We start from the raw sequence: 17294 nt of genomic DNA, 5'->3' as shown, positions 1-17294 counted from the left end.
GTTCTAAATTAGTACTTAGTTAACGATTTGGAGTGATGGGGGATTAAAGTGCGCTAGCAACTTTGTCGGCAACCTCTTTTGGTAGCCATTGTTTCCAAGTCTCTGGGTAGTTTTCTAAGAAGTAGAACATCGCATCTTCACCACTTGCTTGGTTATCTTCCATCCAAGCGAGTAGTTGGTTCATTTCAGTATTTGTAAAGCCGCGTTTGTTTAAGTACCCTAAAAGTTCAGGCTCGCGGTTAGCAAATTTCTCTGTTACCACAGTGCTTACAGGTGAAGGTGGGTACATGGTCGCTTTTGGTTCGTCACATTCTTCTAGGCTGATACAGTTGAGGAACTCATCGACGTCAATACCTGTGCCAAAGTCAACTTTGACCATTTCATATTTTCCGAGGATGGCTGTTGGCGCCCAGAAGTAACCAAACCAAGCTTGCTCACGTGTGTACGCTTTAGCAATCGAGCCAGAAAGACCAGCACTTGAGCCTGGGTCAACAATTGTGAAACCAGCATCACTTAAATTCAACGCTTTGAATAAATTACCAGCACTAATTTGACAGTTCCAACCGGCCGGACAGGTGTAGAAAGCACTGGTGTCTGAATCTTCAGGGTGTGGGAAAAGTTTGACGTGTTTTTTCAAGCCTTCAATCGTTGCAAGCTCAGGGTATTTCTCAACCATGTAAGATGGAACCCAGAAGCCCTCTTCACCACCATCAACCAAAGCTTGACCTGCGTAACGTAGGCGTTTTTCTGCAACACCACGATCTAATGAATCTTTCAGCGCATTGGTCCACATTTCTGGCGCGATATCTGGTTGAGCTTTTTCAATCATTGAAGCGCCAGTTGGCATCGTATCACCAGGAACTATTTCCGCGGTACAACCGTAACCTTCGTTGAGAATAAATTGGTCTAAGTTGGCCATTAAACTGGCTGAATTCCAGTTCATTTCAGCAATGGTGACATCACCACACTCGTCGGCAAAAGCTTGTGTTGTTGCTAGACCAGCGATCAACAATGTCGCGAGTTTGAGTTTCATTTTGATATCCTATTCTAAATAGTACTCTATAAGGTTACCGAAATATTCATTAGAGTTCAAACTATTGATAGGGGTGACATTAGCAGCGTTATATTGTATATCGCGCTATGTAAGGCTTTATATTACTCTGATTTATACCATTTTTAAGGCATCCGTTGCTCTACAGAGCAGACCAGTATTAGGCTGAAAGAGAATCTAATGAAATATTTTTCATTAGAATACTAATGATTTGATGCAGCTCACAAATCGTTGCGCAATTACAACTAGTCTGCTGACCACACATTGCGAATATCTGGCCAACCCCAATTTGTGAGTGCAACATCCTTCAATACACCGTGAAAACGCAATGTTTGCCTGTGGTGAAAAATCGGCAAAAGGAGATATTGGTTGATTAGGGAAGACGCGATAGGCTCTAGTGCATCAAGGTATAGGTGAAGTGGTGTTTCTTTGCGTAGGTGCTTTAGAGATTCACATAACCACCCTTGTGCTTTGCTGCCAATACTCGTTTGTAATATAGGATTGTGGAATAAGCTACTGAATGCAGAAGAATGACGATTATCATCAAGATTAATATTGTGCATTATGAGTGTTTCGCGCAATTGGTGTGTCTCTGACAGGCTATTAAGTTCGCGAAATGAGTAAATGTTTACCGTGACTTTTATACCAAATGATTTCAACTGTTGCGCAATAGCGTTAGCACAATTAACCAGTGCATTGTAATCGTATACGGCAATAGAAATATCATTAGGTAGGAAGGCCATTTCAGGCTCTGGACGAAGCACTTTATGCCAATGAGGCAGTAAATTGTAAGCGTGCTCACTGCCAAATGTATGACCATTTTTACTCAATTGTTGATAGACGCTGTCTGGCGTCACAATCCCTGACAAATACCGCTGCTGTTCAGAGTTTAGTGGCTCGGTACTTCTTTGATTAAACAGTAGGTACATGCACCCATCTTCGATACGTGTATGCTGCACTGAATCGGCTTCGCTTTCTAACTCAGAGGTTAAATAATAGTGACATGCGTCCCTTGTTTGCTTCTCAGGGTGGTTGGTCTCAATCTGTTTTTTCTTAAGCTCTCTTTCATCCAATTGCCAGATCGTGACTAAATCTGTCAGCGCACGACAAGCGTAATAGTGCTCAAAAGCTTGTAAGCAGAGTTTGTTGCTTGAGTGTTCGATTACTTCAAAAACCCCGCTACCTATCACCGAACCTTGGTAGTTATCTTGCAGTTGTTGCAGAGGCTGAATAGAGAATTTAATTCCCGAGAGTAGACCACCAAAGCCTTTGTCAGGTTGTGAAAGTTGGAATACAACTTTGTTTTCCATTGGTGAAGATACGCTTATCAGATGATCTAAGTCTGGGTGGTAATGCTCTAATTCCGCCAATCGTGTGAATAAATTGGCGATGCTATGTGCATTAATCGGAGTGCCATTATGGAAGGTTAGCCCAGGTCTTAAATAGAAGGTCCATTCAAGGGCTTGATCATCATGTTGCCAGTGGTGGGCGAGTTGTGGTTGCAATTGACCATTAAAATCACTGCTGACTAAACAGCAGTATATCTGCCTGATCAAATAACGCTCGCTCGAACGATGCAATTGGTGAGGTACTAACTTTTCAAAAGGGCGTTTATAGGTCAACTGAATATGTAATCGACCTTCACGAATAAACGCACCTGAAGTGCTCTGTAGAAGTTGACCAAATGTGCGTTCATCGTTATCTAATATAGAGAGGGCTTTTTCGTACTTGCCTTGCTCGATGCGTTTGGTTGCAAGCCTTGATTTTAAATCATTTAACTCTAGATTAAGCCGCAGGGTTGAGCGTTGATTTCTGCCTACTTTTGGTTGCCAACTTAGCCACTCCAACTTGTGCATTTCGCCAAGTAAATTGCGAGCATGGCGCGTACTAGTAAATAGAGTGCTGGCGACGTCGGCTAAAGCGGTTTTGATCTCTTGATCAACACCCATTGAGGTTAGACGCGTATAGTAACGAAGTAGGTTTAAATCAGACATGCAATTCCACTCTTATTATGGCTAATGGAGCAAAAAATTTACTGGGTAGTTCCTTATTTTGTGGGGTTATGACCTATTGTGTTTGGTTGTTGGTCAAAAAACCTTAATTGAGGAACAATAAATAAAAATTTTCTCACTATTTCTTTTCCTTATAGTAGAGGACAATAACACCATAAAGAAAGTACAGAAAGCAGTAGTCGATAGTCGCTCGCTCCTGACCCCCAGAAAGGCTATTTACTGCTGCTCTTTGTACTTTCTTATGTTCATATCAGCATTAGTATCTCTATGTTATGCGCGTTGTCGACGACGTAGTATCAGCAATATCAATCCAACAAATAAAATGGCTGCGGTTAACCACACGCCAAATTGATGTGTGGTGTAGAAGGTACTCAGATGATGAAGGTGAGAAAAAGCGACGTTGCTGAGTAGGCTAAAGACCGCCACCCAAATCGTGGTTGCGAGGGCGTTGCCAAGTAAAAACTCACGTTTTGGCATCTTGGCGATACCACATGCTAACGGCATAAACTGCTTCATACCTTCAATAAAGCGACTCACTATTAAGCAAGCAGGACCATATTTTTGAATGACATGTTGCAACTTCTGCATTTTTTTGCCGGAAATATAACCTTTCTTATCAAGCCACCCTTCGAAGTGATAACCCAATAAATAGCCGCATGTATTGCCAATAAAGCAAGCAAGCCAAGACGTTAGCATTACCATGCTTAGGTTCATTACTCCCCGTGTTGCGAGTATCGAAGCCGCAATCATTAAGGACTGTCCCGGCATCGGTATGCCAATGCCTTCAAAAAAGATGCTGATGACCAGAGCAAAATAGCCATAGTGTTCGAGCACAGGCGACATAGCATTGATCAGTTCATTGATGTGTTCCAAAAGCAGCTCCCGTCGTGCACTAAAGCGTAGTCATACCCTTATTCTATGGTGGAATCTATGGTCAGTTACTGTGGATGTGAAAAATCGCCAATCGCCTGATAGCTTTTATGACGAAGATTCAATAATTCGTCTTCAGTAAATACAGATTTATCGCTGCCGTTAAAGCAGCATAGCGCGTGGGTTGGAGGTACTCAATGCTAGAAGAGTTTGACGTTCATAGCACTAAAAGTTGTTAGAACAAAATTTACATAACTATGCTTAGAGGCATTAACGGTTCAATTGCCGCCCCTAAGATTGGTTTGGATGGTCATCATCGTAGTCGGAGTAATCTCGTTACCATTGCGGCATTCATAGCACTACGGCTTTGCGGTAGTGCCTGAGACGAGGTGCATTTATGAGCAGTAATAAGATGGGGCTGATGGGTCTCACCACGATAGTCACAGTTAATATGATGGGCTCGGGGATTATATTACTCCCATCAAGTTTGGCTCAAACCGGTGGTATCGCACTGATGGCATGGGGGATAACGGCGATAGGGGCTTTGTGTATCGCATATACGTTTTCCAAGTGTGGTATGTATTGTCTTGAAGATGGGGGGATGTCTGCTTATGCGCAAAAAGCTCATGGTAAATCCAGTTTCTTTGTTGCTTCTTATACCTACTATGTTTGCTTAGTCATCAGTGCGGTGGCCATCGCCGTTACATCTGTTGGGTATCTTGAATCTTTTATTCCTTGGCTTAAGCAATCTTCGATACACACATTTGTTGGTGTGGTTGTCGTCTTGGTCATCACCCTTCTAGCTAATATGCGTGGTGCTAAAATTACAGGTCAAATCTCTTCGGTCACGGTTTGGGGCGTGATTGTTCCCGTACTTGGCGTATCGATAATTGGCTGGTTTTGGTTTGATAGTAAGGTCTTTATGGATGCATGGAACCCACATGATATCTCGGTCTCCAAAGCGATGTCGTCTGGTATTGCGCTGACGTTATGGGCCTTTTTAGGTATTGAGTCGGCTGGGGTGAACTCAGGAGCGGTGGAAAACCCGAAACGCAATGTGCCGCTTGCTTGCATGCTTGCAACCGTCTTTTCTGCAATCACCTATGTAGCTTCAACAACCGTAATTCAGGGGATTGTGCCTAATGATATGTTGGCAAATTCTGATGCGCCTTTTGGTTTGGTGTTTGCTCAAATGTTTAACCCATTGGTTGGTCAAGTGATCACCGCAATGGCAGTCGTGGCCTGTGTAGGTTCATTGTTGGGGTGGCAATTTACAAATGCTCAGGTTTCTAAAGCGGCAGCAGATATGCGCTTGTTCCCTAAAATGTTTAGTGAAACAAACCGCTTTGACGCTCCGGTAAAAGGTATGTTGGTTATGCTGGCATTAGAAATAGTACTGGCGATCATGACCATCTCCCCAACTCTTATTAAACAGTTTAATGTCTTGGTCGACCTCGCTGTGTTTATCAACATGGTGCCTTATATTCTTTCTCTTACAGCTCTTGGCGTGATTTTACGTTCTGCCAACGTTGGCGAGTCAGAGTACAAAAAGTCCATTTTTATTGGTGCAATTGCAGTGTTGTACAGCATTTATGGTGCTTATGCCACAGGTCAAGAGTCTGTCTTTTACGGCACGCTCATCATGCTATTGGGTTACTTTTTCTATGGTTTTATTGCCAGCCGAGATGCCATTCAGCCCTCTGCTGGAGGGGGCGAATAATGATGAATCAATGTTCGTTAATTTCAATTACCAAACCACAAGGGACGCTGGATTATGAGTAGCTATGATAAGAAAAAGCACGCGTTAATTTTTAATGACACGGTCAAGGAGGGAGTCATTGAGAACGCGCTCAATCGTTTGATTGATGAGTTTGTGAGTGATAACGTCGAGGTCACGGTCGCGACATCTTTTGATGACTGCTATTCCATCTTTAATGCCAATATTGCGGTAGATTGCTTTTTGTTAACCTCGCAAATGACAGGACGGCAAGTGGAGGAGAATGAAAAATTCTTCAAATTGATTGATAAACTGAATCGTCGCCAGCAAGGTGTCCCTGTTTTTCTTTTAGCGGAACGTAAAAAAACCACCTTGTCAGTGAGCCGAGATTTAATGTCTCGTGTCGATGAGTTTGCTTGGCTGATTGAAGACACTGCTGACTTTATTGTTGGTCGAGCGATTGCGGCGATGGATCGTTATCGTGAGCAATTATTGCCACCTTTGATGAAAGCGATGATCAAATATGATGATGTGCATGAATACTCTTGGGCTGCCCCGGGTCACCAAGGTGGGGTTGGCTTTACTAAAACTCCGGCAGGTCAGAGATTTTACCATCATTATGGCGAAGCTCTATTTCGTTCTGATATGGGGATTGAACGCGGTTCCCTCGGCTCGTTACTCGATCACACGGGTTACTTTGGTGACAGTGAAGAGTTTGCCGCTAAGGTATTTGGCGCGGACAAATCCTACTCATTGGTTACCGGAACATCAGGGGCTAACCGCACGATCATGCAAGTGTGTATGAAAGAAAACAGCTTGGCTATTTGTGACCGTAATTGTCATAAATCAATCGAACAAGGGTTGATGCTTACAGGCGCTCGCCCAATCTACATGTTACCGACTCGAAATCGTTACGGGATTATCGGTCCTATTTATCCGCAACAGATGGAGCAAGCCTCGCTCAAGCAAAGAGCCACTGAAAGTTCACTAACTCAAGATTTCGCTGAGCAAGAAGCAGTGTATGCGGTTATTACTAACTGTACTTACGATGGTTTGTGCTACAACGCGAAACGTGTACAGGAAATCTTAAGTAAGAGCAGCAATCGTATCCATTTTGATGAAGCTTGGTATGGGTACGCGCGTTTTAATCCTATCTACCATGATCACTTTGCCATGCGCGGCTCTCCGGCTGAGGATGAAAATGAGCCGACAGTGTTTGCTACTCACTCGACACACAAACTACTCAATGCCTTATCTCAGGCTTCCTACATACATGTGCGTCATGGTAAAGATGCCATCGATTTTCAACGTTTCAATCAAGCCTATATGATGCACGCCACCACGTCTCCGCTGTATGCGATCAGTGCCTCAAATGATATTGCTATTTCACAAATGTCAGGCAACCGAGGTTACTCGCTCACTCAAGAGGTGATCCATGAAGCGGTTGACTATCGTCAAGCCATGGGACGTTTGTACCGTGAGTTTGAACAAGATGGAGATTGGTTCTTTAAACCGTGGAATGCAGAAACGTTTACTGATCCGGAAACGGGGCAAGAAATGCCTTTTGAAGAGGCTGACCCACAATTGTTAGCCTCGACCCAAGAATTCTGGGTGATGAAGCCGGATGATAGATGGCATGGCTTTAAAGATATGCCAGAAGATTGGTGCATGCTCGACCCCATTAAAGTGAGTATTTTGGCTCCGGGGATGGGGGAAGATGGTCAATTGCTGGATACCGGAGTACCAGCGGCGTTAGTGACCCAATATTTAGGTCGCTTTGGGATTGTGCCTACGCGAACCACTGATTTTCAAATTATGTTCTTGTTCTCCATGGGGATAACGAAAGGTAAGTGGGCAACGTTAGTGAACACCTTGCTGCACTTTAAAAAGCATCATGATAGTAACTCGCCATTGAAGTTGGTGCTTCCAGAACTGGCCGAAAGTTACCCTGATGTGTATGGTGAAATGGGACTAAAAGAGCTCAGTGAAGAGATGTTTGCCTACCTGAAACAGCATACACCTTCGGATAAACTCAATGCTGCTTATTCAACACTACCTGAAGCGATAATGACACCGCGAGCGGCGTTTGAATCGATTGTTGATAATAATGTTGAGATGGTGCCTTCTAATCAACTGAAAGATCGCATCGCAGCCAATGCTGTGATCCCATACCCACCGGGTATTCCAATGTTGATGTCGGGTGAGAGCTTTGGTGAGAGCGCGAGTCCGCAAATCACCTATCTTCGTAGTTTAGAAGTATGGGATAAGCAGTTCCCGGGTTTTGAGCATGAAACAGAAGGAACGGAAGTGATTGATGGGGTATATCACGTGATGTGTGTGAAGAAGTAATCATTCAGTCTTGGTTTAACTGAAAGGCGAGTTGTTATGCGGCTCGCTTTTTTGCATTCAGCAGTAATAAATCGGCAGTAATAGCTTCATATCCGTTGCGGCAAAACGCCGTTATCTTTGGAAAAATGATAAGAGACACTGAGTGGAAAACCATCAACTCTAAAGATGGGTGAAAATAATCGACATTTTTTTAAAAAAAAACGTTCAAATAATTAGTGAAATATCAGTCATTTTAGAGAGTTAAGTGAGTGAAATGGCGCAACGGTTTGAGCGGAGGAAAACATAGAGTTTTCGATCGGGCGTAAAATGATTTGAGTTTCTCTGATTCAGTAGAGCTTTAGCTCTCAAGTAAACTCTGCTGGGCGTTTATCAATAACACCGATATAAAATGAGATTTGTGTCGCAATTATTTTGTGGTGAAAACTGGGTTTTCGTCGGTGGGTTACTAAAAAAAAGCTTAAATCGCTAAAAGTCATACCTAACTTCTATTTACCTAGCGTTATTGATCCAATTATTCTCGAACAAGTTGAGTGTTCTCCTCGCTATAAAACAAATCAAGCAGCATCATTTCTACTTTTGCGTGTTACACGGAAAAAAAGTGTATTGAGGTATTTTGTCCAATTTTTCATTAATGCCGTGTGTATCATCTCCTAATCTCACTTAATTAAGCGTTTAACAACCATTAAATTTGCAATTATAAAGACTGATTTTGCTAATGTTCAGCCTTGTTTCATGGTGGTATTTTCCCTGCATTAGGTTTCTCCTGTCTCCATATAACACGCCAAAATCAGACGTTTATACGCCCACTCGCAGTACCTAACCCACTTAGTTTATATCTTGTAAATGTAAGGTTGGTTAACATGGCAAATACCGAAAAAATCCAAAAAGGGCGGATCGGTGTATTCGCTCTCGCTATGCTAAATATTGTGGCTGTTGTCAGTTTGAGAGGTCTTCCCGCTGAAGCTGAATATGGTCTTAGTTCTATTTTCTACTACATCTTTGCTGCCATTGTGTTCCTCATTCCCGTCTCTCTCGTCGCTGCTGAGTTGGCGACCGGCTGGTCAGAAAAAGGCGGTATTTTCCGCTGGGTTGGTGAGGCCTTTGGTCCCCGTCTCGCGCTTGTCGCCATTTTTATGTTGTGGATTGAAGTAACGGTTTGGTTCCCAACGGCATTAACGTTTGGTTCTGTTTCTTTAGCCTTTGTTGGACCTGATCAAACATGGGACCAAGCTCTATCACAAAACAAATTCTTTGTACTTGGTGTGGTACTCGCTATCTACTGGATAGCAACAATTATTGCACTACGCGGTACAGAAGCGTTTTCTAAAGTTGCTAAATGGGGCGGCTTAATCGGTACGGTTATTCCGGGTATCGTGCTTATCGTGCTTGGTTTTTCTTATTTACTATTCTCAGGTAATACCCCTCAAATTGACTTGTCGTGGAGCAAAGTAATCCCTGACTTTTCAAACTTCAATAACGTGGTTCTCGCGGCGAGTATTTTCTTGTTTTATGCCGGTATGGAAATGAACGCACTGCACGTCAAAGAAGTGGATAACGCGCCGCGGAACTACCCATTAGCGATCATGATTGCAGCAGCCGGTACAGTCGGTGTATTTGTGCTCGGAACGCTGGCGATTGCTTTCATCATCCCACAACAAGATATCAGCTTAACTCAAAGCCTACTTGTGACTTATAACAAAGTGTTTGCTTGGGCTGGTATTGGTTGGGCTGCACCCATCATGGCGGCTTGTTTAGCTCTTGGTGTATTAGCGGGTGTGGTTGGCTGGGTTGCGGGTCCATCATCAGGCTTACTTGTGGTGGCAAAAGGTGGCTTCCTTCCTCGTTTTTGGCAACAGACAAACAAACACGGTATGGCGACACACATAATGATGGCACAAGCTTTGTTAGTGACCATGATTTCTACTGTCTTTGTGGTACTGCCTTCGGTACAAGCGGCTTATCAGATCCTTAGCCAGCTGACTGTTGTATTGTACTTAATCATGTATTTATTGATGTTTGCTGCGGCCATTCATCTACGTTACACCCAACCTAATCGCCCTCGTCCATACAAAATTCCGGGCGGCAATATGGGTATGTGGTTGATTGCCGGTTTAGGTTTCATCGGTTCACTTACCGCATTTATCTTCTCATTCATCCCACCAAGTCAAATTGCTGTCGGCAGCCCACAAGCCTACGTCGGTATTCTCGTTGCACTGACTATTATTTTTGTCTCCGTGCCATTCGTTATCTATAAAGCTCGCAAACCACATTGGAAAGATCCATCGGTAACAGACTTTGCGCCTTTCACATGGGAAATCGAAGCGGTTCACCCTGGTGTTATCAACCCATCCGATAAAGTAACCCACACATTAAACTCTTAATGTAAGGACGTGCGTAATGTCATCTATTCCTAGTTCTACACTATCAAATTCAATTATCAATGAAGAGCTTGCTGTAGTTATGCAGCAAGCATTGGAAAACAGTGCCAGAAATACTAAGGGTGAAAATGCTTCATACATTCCGTTTTTGGCTTCGGTACCGTCAGAGCTGGCAGGTCTAGCATTTGTCTCTGTACATGGCGAAGTTATTCAATTCCAAGATGCGGATTACAAATTTGCAATTGAGTCTATCTCAAAAATTATGACCTTAGGCTTGGTTCTTGAGCAATCTGGCGCTGACGAGTTGCACAACAAAATCGGCGCAGAACCAACAGGCATGCCATTTAACTCGGTTATGGCGCTTGAACTTCATCAAGGTAAACCGCTAACACCGCTGGTGAATGCGGGTGCTATGGCGACAGTCAGTATGGTAAAAGCCAGCGATGTAGAAGATCGTTGGCAGCAAATATTGGCGTTTCAATCAGAGCTTGCCAATAGTCAAATTGAGCTTTCAGATGAAGTAAATCAATCGGAACAAACTACCAATACTCACAATCGAGCCATCGCTTTGTTGCTTGAATCATCTGGCTGTATTTACTCCGATTCGATGCAAGCGTGTGATGTGTACACCCGTCAATGTTCAACCTTGTTTAATACCATAGAGCTTGCAACTGTTGGGGCAACCCTTGCCAACGGCGGTAAAAACCCTTGCTCAGGAAAACAACTTGTTCAGCCAGAAAACATCCCTCATATTCTGGCCGAAATGACGATGGAGGGTCTTTATGATACGTCCGGTGACTGGGCGTATGATGTAGGTCTTCCTGGTAAAAGTGGGGTAGGCGGCGGCTTGCTTGCGGTGATCCCAAACATTGGGGCGCTGGCAGCATTCTCTCCACGCTTAGATCCAATTGGTAATAGCGTGCGCGGCCAACAAATGATCAAACAAATCGCCCAAACCATGGGCTGGAATTTGTTTAGTAGTCAGCAACACTAAGGTAGGACGAAAATTATGGCACTTCATACTGTCACTCGAAATAACGACCCAATCTTTGGCTCAGAAAGTATTCACAACGTAGCGGCAGCTAACATGCTTCCGCAACATGAACAGTCACCAAGCGTTATCTACCAGATGATTCGTGACGAGCTCTATTTAGATGGTAATGCTCGTCAGAACTTAGCCACCTTCTGCCAAACATGGGAAGAAGACGAAGTTCATAAGTTAATGGATCTTTCTATCGATAAGAACATGATCGATAAAGATGAGTACCCACAATCGGCAGCCATTGAAGGACGTTGCGTTCATATGTTGGCAAACTTATGGTATGCACCAGACTCTACCACCACAGTTGGCACCTCGACTACGGGCTCGAGCGAGGCTTGCATGCTCGGTGGGTTAGCCGCTTTATGGCGTTGGTTTGAGAAACGTGGGGAAAAAGGTCTATCAATAGATAAACCCAATATGGTATGTGGTCCTGTTCAGGTGTGTTGGGAAAAATTTGCCCGTTACTGGGGGGTAGAGCTCCGTCAGATGGAGATGGCTGAAAACCACTACTGTTTGACCGCAGAAGATATGCTGAGCATGGTGGATGAAAATACCATCATGGTCGTGCCAACCTTTGGACAGACATTTACTGGTTTATATGAATCGGTAAAACCATTGGCAGATGCGCTCGATGTGTATCAGCGTGACACTGGCATCTCAATTGATATCCACGTTGATGGCGCAAGTGGCGCAATGCTCGCTCCGTTCTGTGCCACTGAAATCGATGCTTGGGATTTCCGCTTAGAGCGCGTCAAATCAATCAGCACTTCTGGTCACAAATTCGGTTTGTCACCAGTGGGTGTGGGCTGGGTTATCTGGCGTAGTAAAGAAGACTTACCAGAAGGTTTAGTCTTCCACGTTAACTACCTAGGTGGTGATATGCCGACCTTTGCGTTGAACTTCTCACGCCCTGCGGGTCAAATCATCGCGCAGTACTATAACTTCCTGCGTTTAGGCTACGAAGGCTACCAGCGCATTCATTCAGCTTCTTACGATGTTTGTGAATACTTGGTGCAACAACTAAACAAATTTGAGCTATTTGAGTTCTTATTTGATGGTAATCGAGAAAAAGGCATTCCGGCGATTGCATGGCGCTTAAAACCCGGCGTAAAAGCGGATTTCTCTCTCTATGACTTAGCCGATCGCCTACGTACTCGTGGTTGGTTGGTGCCTGCATACAGCCTACCTGGTAACGCAGAACATATTGTTGTGCAACGTATCTTGGCGAAACAAGGTTTAACGATCGACTTGGCCAACTTATTGATTGAAGACTTCAAACGGTCAATCGAATTCTTAGAGAAAAACGGTTCAACCAACTGCACAGCTGAGGATTCAAGATCGTTTGACCATAGTGGTCACTAGTTAGATATCAGCGATGAATTGCTCTATTAACAATGATTCCCAGCGGTATTAAGCCGTATTAAAAACTAGAGAAGATCTCAATACAAAGGTCAATTGTGTAAGCAGTTGACCTTTGTTTTTTTACAAAGAAATAAACCGTATGTTTGTTCATATCATTGAAATTATTTGTATTTGCGCCTTTGCACTGAGTGCGGTGATCAGCGAAGTGAACAAAGGTAAAGACATCATTAGCATATTGGTGCTTGGCTGGGTAACTGCGTTAGGTGGGGGGACGGTGCGAGACGTGATTCTCTCAACTGATCAAGTTTTCTGGATTCAATACCCTTCTTATTTTTGGGCGGCATTGTTCAGTTCTTTGGTTGGTTTTTTTATTGCGCCACAGTTAAGAAAGCTCAAAGCAGAACGACTTATCTTAGTGCTGGATGCCATCGGTATTTCAATTTTCTCGATACTGGTGACCAAGAAAATGATCCATCAAGACTATGCCGCTTATGTTGCCATTACCATGGGGACAATCACCGCCGTATTTGGCGGGGTTGTGCGCGATATCATCGTTAGCCGCCCGACTATGTTTAACAATACGGAGTTCTACGCAACGCCAGTGATATTGGGTTGTGCGTTGTTTGTTGGCTTATCGCATTTAGGCATGAATGCCGACGTGAATACGATTATCTGCATTGCTTTTATCATCATATTTAGGATGTACATTGTGGTGACGAAGAAAAGCTTCCCCAAATACTTATTGCTGAGATAAGCAAAGCCAGTGACTCGTCATCACTGGCTTTTTCGCTCACATCAGGGATGTGGCGTTTGAACTTATAGTGTTTCAATCGCATCTAGCAGCTGACGGTTGAACTCTTCAGAAGTAACTTGCGCTGTTTCCATATCAAAATTATCGTAGAAACTTGGTAAAGAGATACTTACTTTTACATCGGCTGCAAAGTATGGCGCAGAGCCTGATGCTGCCGCGAGTACGCTACCTGCACCACCAGGACCCGGAGACGTTGCTAACATAAATACCGGTTTGCCTTGGAATACTTTCATGTCAATGCGTGAAGTCCAATCAAAGACATTTTTGTATGCAGCAGTGTAAGAGCCATTGTGCTCTGCAAATGAGATTATGACCAAATCTGCTTCACCAATTGCTTTGAAAAGCTGTTGTGCTTGCTCTGGTTGACCGAGTTCTTTTTCACGCTCATTACTAAAGATAGGCATCTCTAGTTGGTTCATGTCCAACGTAGTGATCTCAGCGTTTGGTACTTGCTTTGCTGCGTAGTGAGCCAGTTGTTGGTTGATTGAGTTCTTACTGTTGCTTGCGCCAAATGCTAAAACTTTCATCTTGTTTTCCTCAGAGCTGTTGCTGAATTCGTTTGATGGAGAGAGTTTAGTTTGATTCCATATCTTGATTAATAGGGTAAATGTGCAATTATTATTTCCATATGGCTCTTAATAGGCGTACTTATGGCGGTTTCACAAACTAATTTGTTGGATGGCATGGTGATTTTTACCACCGTGGTAGATCAAGGAAGCTTTACTAATGCAGCGAATGTGACGGGTCACTCCACCTCATTTATCAGTAAAGAAATCAATAAACTTGAAGATCGCTTGGGTGTGCGCTTATTGCACAGAACAACAAGAACACAGAGCCTTACTCCGGAAGGCGAGCATTACTATCGCCAAAGTCAGCAGTTGATTGAGAGTGCGCAAGAACTTGAGCAGGCGATCAGCGGCAAGCAAGAAGAACCCAAAGGTGTATTGAAAATTAGTTGTCCGGTTCATTTTGGTGCAGATCAACTCAGCCCGGTTTTAGCCAAGTACATGCAGTTGTACCCCAAGGTGAAAATTGAAGTACTTGCCAGTGATCATAAGGTTGATTTGATTGGTGAAGGTTACGATGTGGTACTGAGATCATCGGCAAATGCAGAAGATTCCAGTTTAATAAGCCGCCTCGTGCAGCGTTCTTGCACTCGAACTGTGGCGTCACCAAGCTACCTAAAACAGTTTGGAATACCAAAGCACCCTAGTGAATTAACACGACATAAGTTGCTTTGCTACAGCAACCACAAGCAACCCTATGTCTGGAACTACGTCGATAGTGATGGCTCACTTCTGCGAATCGATGTGACAGGGGTTTTTACCACCAATAGCCCAGAGATGGAGCTTAGCTTGTGTAAATTAGGGCAGGGTATTTGCCGCTTACCGGAAGCATTGTTGTTAGATGGAATTGAAAATGGTGAGTTGGTTGAGCTATTTGCTGATTTTCCGGTACACAAAATTGAGATGTGCTTGGTCTATCCAAGCCGTAAACACATGTCGACCAAAGTGCGCCGCTTTATTGACCTAGTAGTGGAAGAATTAAGGTTGTTTTCTTAATTATCCCAAGTGGTAAATAGAAAAAAGCCAGAGGGGGGATCTGGCTTTGATTTTTCAAGCGCAATTTAATTATTTGCGTTTAAGGTGGGCTGAGCTTAGTTCGTTGCGAGTGAAGCGGCTTGTGCCTTTATCTCTTTGTTGTAGCGCATTTTTTTAAGTGCAATTGCTACCGCCGCAGTTGTGATAACACCGATTGCCATCGCAAGCAGTGCTAGCAGAGGTTTGTTGAATGCACCAAGTAGTACAACAATTGGACCACCGTGAGCAACGCTACAAGTCAGCCCGAACATAAAGCCAAGTACACACGCAACCGCTGAGCCAATCATGTTAGCTGGGATAACAGTAAACGGGTCACGAGCTGCGAATGGAATAGCACCTTCAGAGATACCAACCATACCCATTGCTGTTGCTGCTTTTGCGTTTTCTACTTCTTCACGTTCAAACAGGTTCATGCGGCTGCCAATGAATGCAGCCAGTGCCATGCCTAGCGGTGCCACAGGAATAGCTGCGGCTTGAGCACCCATAAATTGAGTTTGACCTTCAGCAATTAAACCGACACTGAATAGGAAGGCTACTTTACCGAATGGACCACCCATGTCGAAGCCCTGCATCAAACCAATCACCATACCAATCACAATCACGTTACCGGTAGATAGGTTCGCCAGCACATTGTTCATGGTATCCATGATGTCTGCGATTGGTGCACCAATGATGAAGATAAAGACAGCAGCGATAAACAAAGAGCCTGCTATCGGCGCGATCATGATTGGAACCAGCGGTTGAATCATTTTCGAGTAGTTGAAGCTGACAATCCACTTAACGAAGTAACCCACTAATAGACCGGCGATAATTGCACCGATGAAACCAGTACCCGCTTCAGCATTATAGAAAGAGCCGTTGTTGGCAATCCAGCCACCAATCATACCGGGAGCAAGACCTGGGCGATCTGCAATCGCGTAAGCGATGTAACCGGCAAGAATTGGGATCATTAAGGTGAAACCAACCACACCGACATCTAAGATTTTGTTCCACAGGCTGCCCTGAGGAATAGCAAGACCGCCCGGTGTTGGCTCGCCACCAATTGCTAGTGCAAGGGCAATCAAAATACCGCCTACAACAACAAATGGGATCATGTGTGATACACCATTCATTAGGTATTTGTAGAGATCTTTCCCTTTACCACCCGGGCTAGTGACAGTTTGAGCTGAGTTCGATTTACCATCGCCTTGATAAAGTGGAGCTTCTAGAGCTTGAGTAATAAGTTTGTCAGCATCCCTGATGGCTTTCTTCACACCAGTGATAATAACGCGCTTACCTTTAAAACGGTTTAAATCAACTTGCTTGTCACACGCGATAACAATAGCGTCAGCGCGTTCGATATCTTCAGGCGTTGGTGTGTTCTTTACGCCAACTGAGCCATTGGTTTCAACTTTACATTCGTAGCCCATTAGTGCTGCGGCGTTTTCAATACCTTCAGCAGCAAGATAAGTGTGAGCAACGCCAACAGGACAACCCGTCACACCAATGATAAAGCCTTTGCTTTCTACGGCTTGAACTGGCTCAGATTGGTTTTCAGCGGTTAGCAATTCGAGAGCTTCTTCACTAGTCTGCGCTTGTTTTAGCCTTACTAGAAATGAGGGTTCGATAATTTTAGAGGACAGTTTGGCTAATACTTCAACGTGAAAATTGCTAGCTTGCTCAGGAGAGGCAATCATAAAAAAGATGGTTGATAGCTCACCGTCTTCTGCGCCGTATTCAATACCTTGTTTGCTGATACCAACAGCAATCGCTGGTGAGATAACAGCCGAACTTTTGGCGTGTGGTAGCGCGATACCATCTTCAAAGCCGGTATTACCGGTTTCTTCGCGCGCCCATACATCATGTATAAATTGTTGCTGATCTGAAACTTTCCCCGCATCAGCAAGCACTTGTGATAGCTCATTGAATACCGATTCTTTATCGGTCGCAGCTAAATCAAGTTTGATTAGCTGCGCATTTAGGATCTCTTTCATCATAATGTAGATCTCTTGTTTGTAAGGTTTTTATTTATGTATTTACAAATTTAAACAAATATTAGTAATGGATCTGTTAGTTGAGATTGATCTAAATCAGTATTGTGACTGTGTTTATCTGGCTTTGT

General features: G+C 43.8%; 12 protein-coding genes. 7 read left to right on the top strand and 5 right to left on the bottom strand.

Annotation, left to right across the window (positions count from 1 at the left end):
- Positions 1-43: 43 nt before the first annotated feature.
- The 3 genes from L4C38_RS07960 to L4C38_RS07950 form a co-directional block, all read right to left on the bottom strand.
- A complete protein-coding gene (locus tag L4C38_RS07960; protein ID WP_428797001.1) occupies positions 44-1033 on the bottom strand; it encodes an ABC transporter substrate-binding protein in 990 nt (329 codons plus the stop codon).
- A gap of 263 nt (positions 1034-1296) precedes the next feature.
- Positions 1297-3045: an SgrR family transcriptional regulator gene (locus tag L4C38_RS07955; protein ID WP_428797000.1), complete on the bottom strand. Its 1749-nt coding sequence runs from the start codon at positions 3043-3045 to the stop codon at positions 1297-1299.
- Positions 3046-3333: 288 nt separating this feature from the next.
- Entirely contained in the window at positions 3334-3936 is a 603-nt protein-coding gene (locus tag L4C38_RS07950) for a DedA family protein (protein WP_428796999.1), read from the bottom strand.
- Between the two features lie 394 nt (positions 3937-4330).
- Between L4C38_RS07950 and potE the strand changes: the two genes are divergently transcribed.
- The 6 genes from potE (at position 4331) to L4C38_RS07920 (ending at position 13535) form a co-directional block, all read left to right on the top strand.
- Positions 4331-5653, top strand: coding sequence for a putrescine-ornithine antiporter (potE, locus tag L4C38_RS07945; RefSeq protein ID WP_428796998.1), 1323 nt, complete (start codon positions 4331-4333; stop codon positions 5651-5653).
- 54 nt (positions 5654-5707) lie between these two features.
- Positions 5708-7999 carry an arginine decarboxylase gene (adiA, locus tag L4C38_RS07940; RefSeq protein ID WP_428796997.1) on the top strand — a complete coding sequence of 764 codons (2292 nt, stop codon included), beginning with the start codon at positions 5708-5710 and terminating at the stop codon, positions 7997-7999.
- Positions 8000-8859: 860 nt separating this feature from the next.
- Positions 8860-10380 (top strand): glutamine/gamma-aminobutyrate antiporter GadC, encoded by a 1521-nt coding sequence (gene gadC / locus L4C38_RS07935; protein WP_428796996.1) that lies wholly within the window; start codon positions 8860-8862, stop codon positions 10378-10380.
- A 16-nt stretch (positions 10381-10396) separates the two neighbouring features.
- Positions 10397-11371 (top strand): glutaminase A, encoded by a 975-nt coding sequence (gene glsA, locus L4C38_RS07930; RefSeq protein WP_428796995.1) that lies wholly within the window; start codon positions 10397-10399, stop codon positions 11369-11371.
- Positions 11372-11386: 15 nt separating this feature from the next.
- On the top strand, positions 11387-12781 hold the full coding sequence (gene gad, locus L4C38_RS07925) for a glutamate decarboxylase (RefSeq protein WP_428796994.1): 1395 nt from the start codon (positions 11387-11389) through the stop codon (positions 12779-12781).
- Between the two features lie 139 nt (positions 12782-12920).
- Positions 12921-13535 carry a trimeric intracellular cation channel family protein gene (locus L4C38_RS07920; protein ID WP_428796993.1) on the top strand — a complete coding sequence of 205 codons (615 nt, stop codon included), beginning with the start codon at positions 12921-12923 and terminating at the stop codon, positions 13533-13535.
- 62 nt (positions 13536-13597) lie between these two features.
- Here L4C38_RS07920 and L4C38_RS07915 read toward each other — a convergent pair whose 3' ends face one another.
- Positions 13598-14119 carry an NADPH-dependent FMN reductase gene (locus L4C38_RS07915; RefSeq protein WP_428796992.1) on the bottom strand — a complete coding sequence of 174 codons (522 nt, stop codon included), beginning with the start codon at positions 14117-14119 and terminating at the stop codon, positions 13598-13600.
- Between the two features lie 123 nt (positions 14120-14242).
- Here L4C38_RS07915 and L4C38_RS07910 point away from each other — a divergent pair, with 123 nt between their 5' ends.
- Positions 14243-15154: a LysR family transcriptional regulator gene (locus tag L4C38_RS07910; protein ID WP_428796991.1), complete on the top strand. Its 912-nt coding sequence runs from the start codon at positions 14243-14245 to the stop codon at positions 15152-15154.
- 95 nt (positions 15155-15249) lie between these two features.
- Here L4C38_RS07910 and L4C38_RS07905 read toward each other — a convergent pair whose 3' ends face one another.
- On the bottom strand, positions 15250-17169 hold the full coding sequence (locus L4C38_RS07905; RefSeq protein WP_428796990.1) for a PTS fructose transporter subunit IIABC: 1920 nt from the start codon (positions 17167-17169) through the stop codon (positions 15250-15252).
- Positions 17170-17294 lie beyond the last annotated feature (125 nt).

Origin of the sequence: Vibrio kasasachensis (genome assembly GCF_050337565.1) — a bacterium.
Lineage (GTDB): Bacteria > Pseudomonadota > Gammaproteobacteria > Enterobacterales > Vibrionaceae > Vibrio > Vibrio kasasachensis.
The sequence above is the reverse complement of the archived record's forward strand: the minus strand, read 5'-3'. Positions and strand labels throughout refer to the sequence as shown.

Coding starts and splice junctions, on each gene's coding strand:
- gadC (WP_428796996.1), top strand. CDS start 8,860: ATGGCAAATACCGAAAAAATCCAAAAAGGGCGGATCGGTGTATTCGCT.
- L4C38_RS07915 (WP_428796992.1), bottom strand. CDS start 14,119: ATGAAAGTTTTAGCATTTGGCGCAAGCAACAGTAAGAACTCAATCAAC.
- L4C38_RS07960 (WP_428797001.1), bottom strand. CDS start 1,033: ATGAAACTCAAACTCGCGACATTGTTGATCGCTGGTCTAGCAACAACA.
- gad (WP_428796994.1), top strand. CDS start 11,387: ATGGCACTTCATACTGTCACTCGAAATAACGACCCAATCTTTGGCTCA.
- L4C38_RS07955 (WP_428797000.1), bottom strand. CDS start 3,045: ATGTCTGATTTAAACCTACTTCGTTACTATACGCGTCTAACCTCAATG.
- L4C38_RS07905 (WP_428796990.1), bottom strand. CDS start 17,169: ATGATGAAAGAGATCCTAAATGCGCAGCTAATCAAACTTGATTTAGCT.
- potE (WP_428796998.1), top strand. CDS start 4,331: ATGAGCAGTAATAAGATGGGGCTGATGGGTCTCACCACGATAGTCACA.
- L4C38_RS07920 (WP_428796993.1), top strand. CDS start 12,921: ATGTTTGTTCATATCATTGAAATTATTTGTATTTGCGCCTTTGCACTG.
- glsA (WP_428796995.1), top strand. CDS start 10,397: ATGTCATCTATTCCTAGTTCTACACTATCAAATTCAATTATCAATGAA.
- L4C38_RS07910 (WP_428796991.1), top strand. CDS start 14,243: ATGGCGGTTTCACAAACTAATTTGTTGGATGGCATGGTGATTTTTACC.
- adiA (WP_428796997.1), top strand. CDS start 5,708: ATGAGTAGCTATGATAAGAAAAAGCACGCGTTAATTTTTAATGACACG.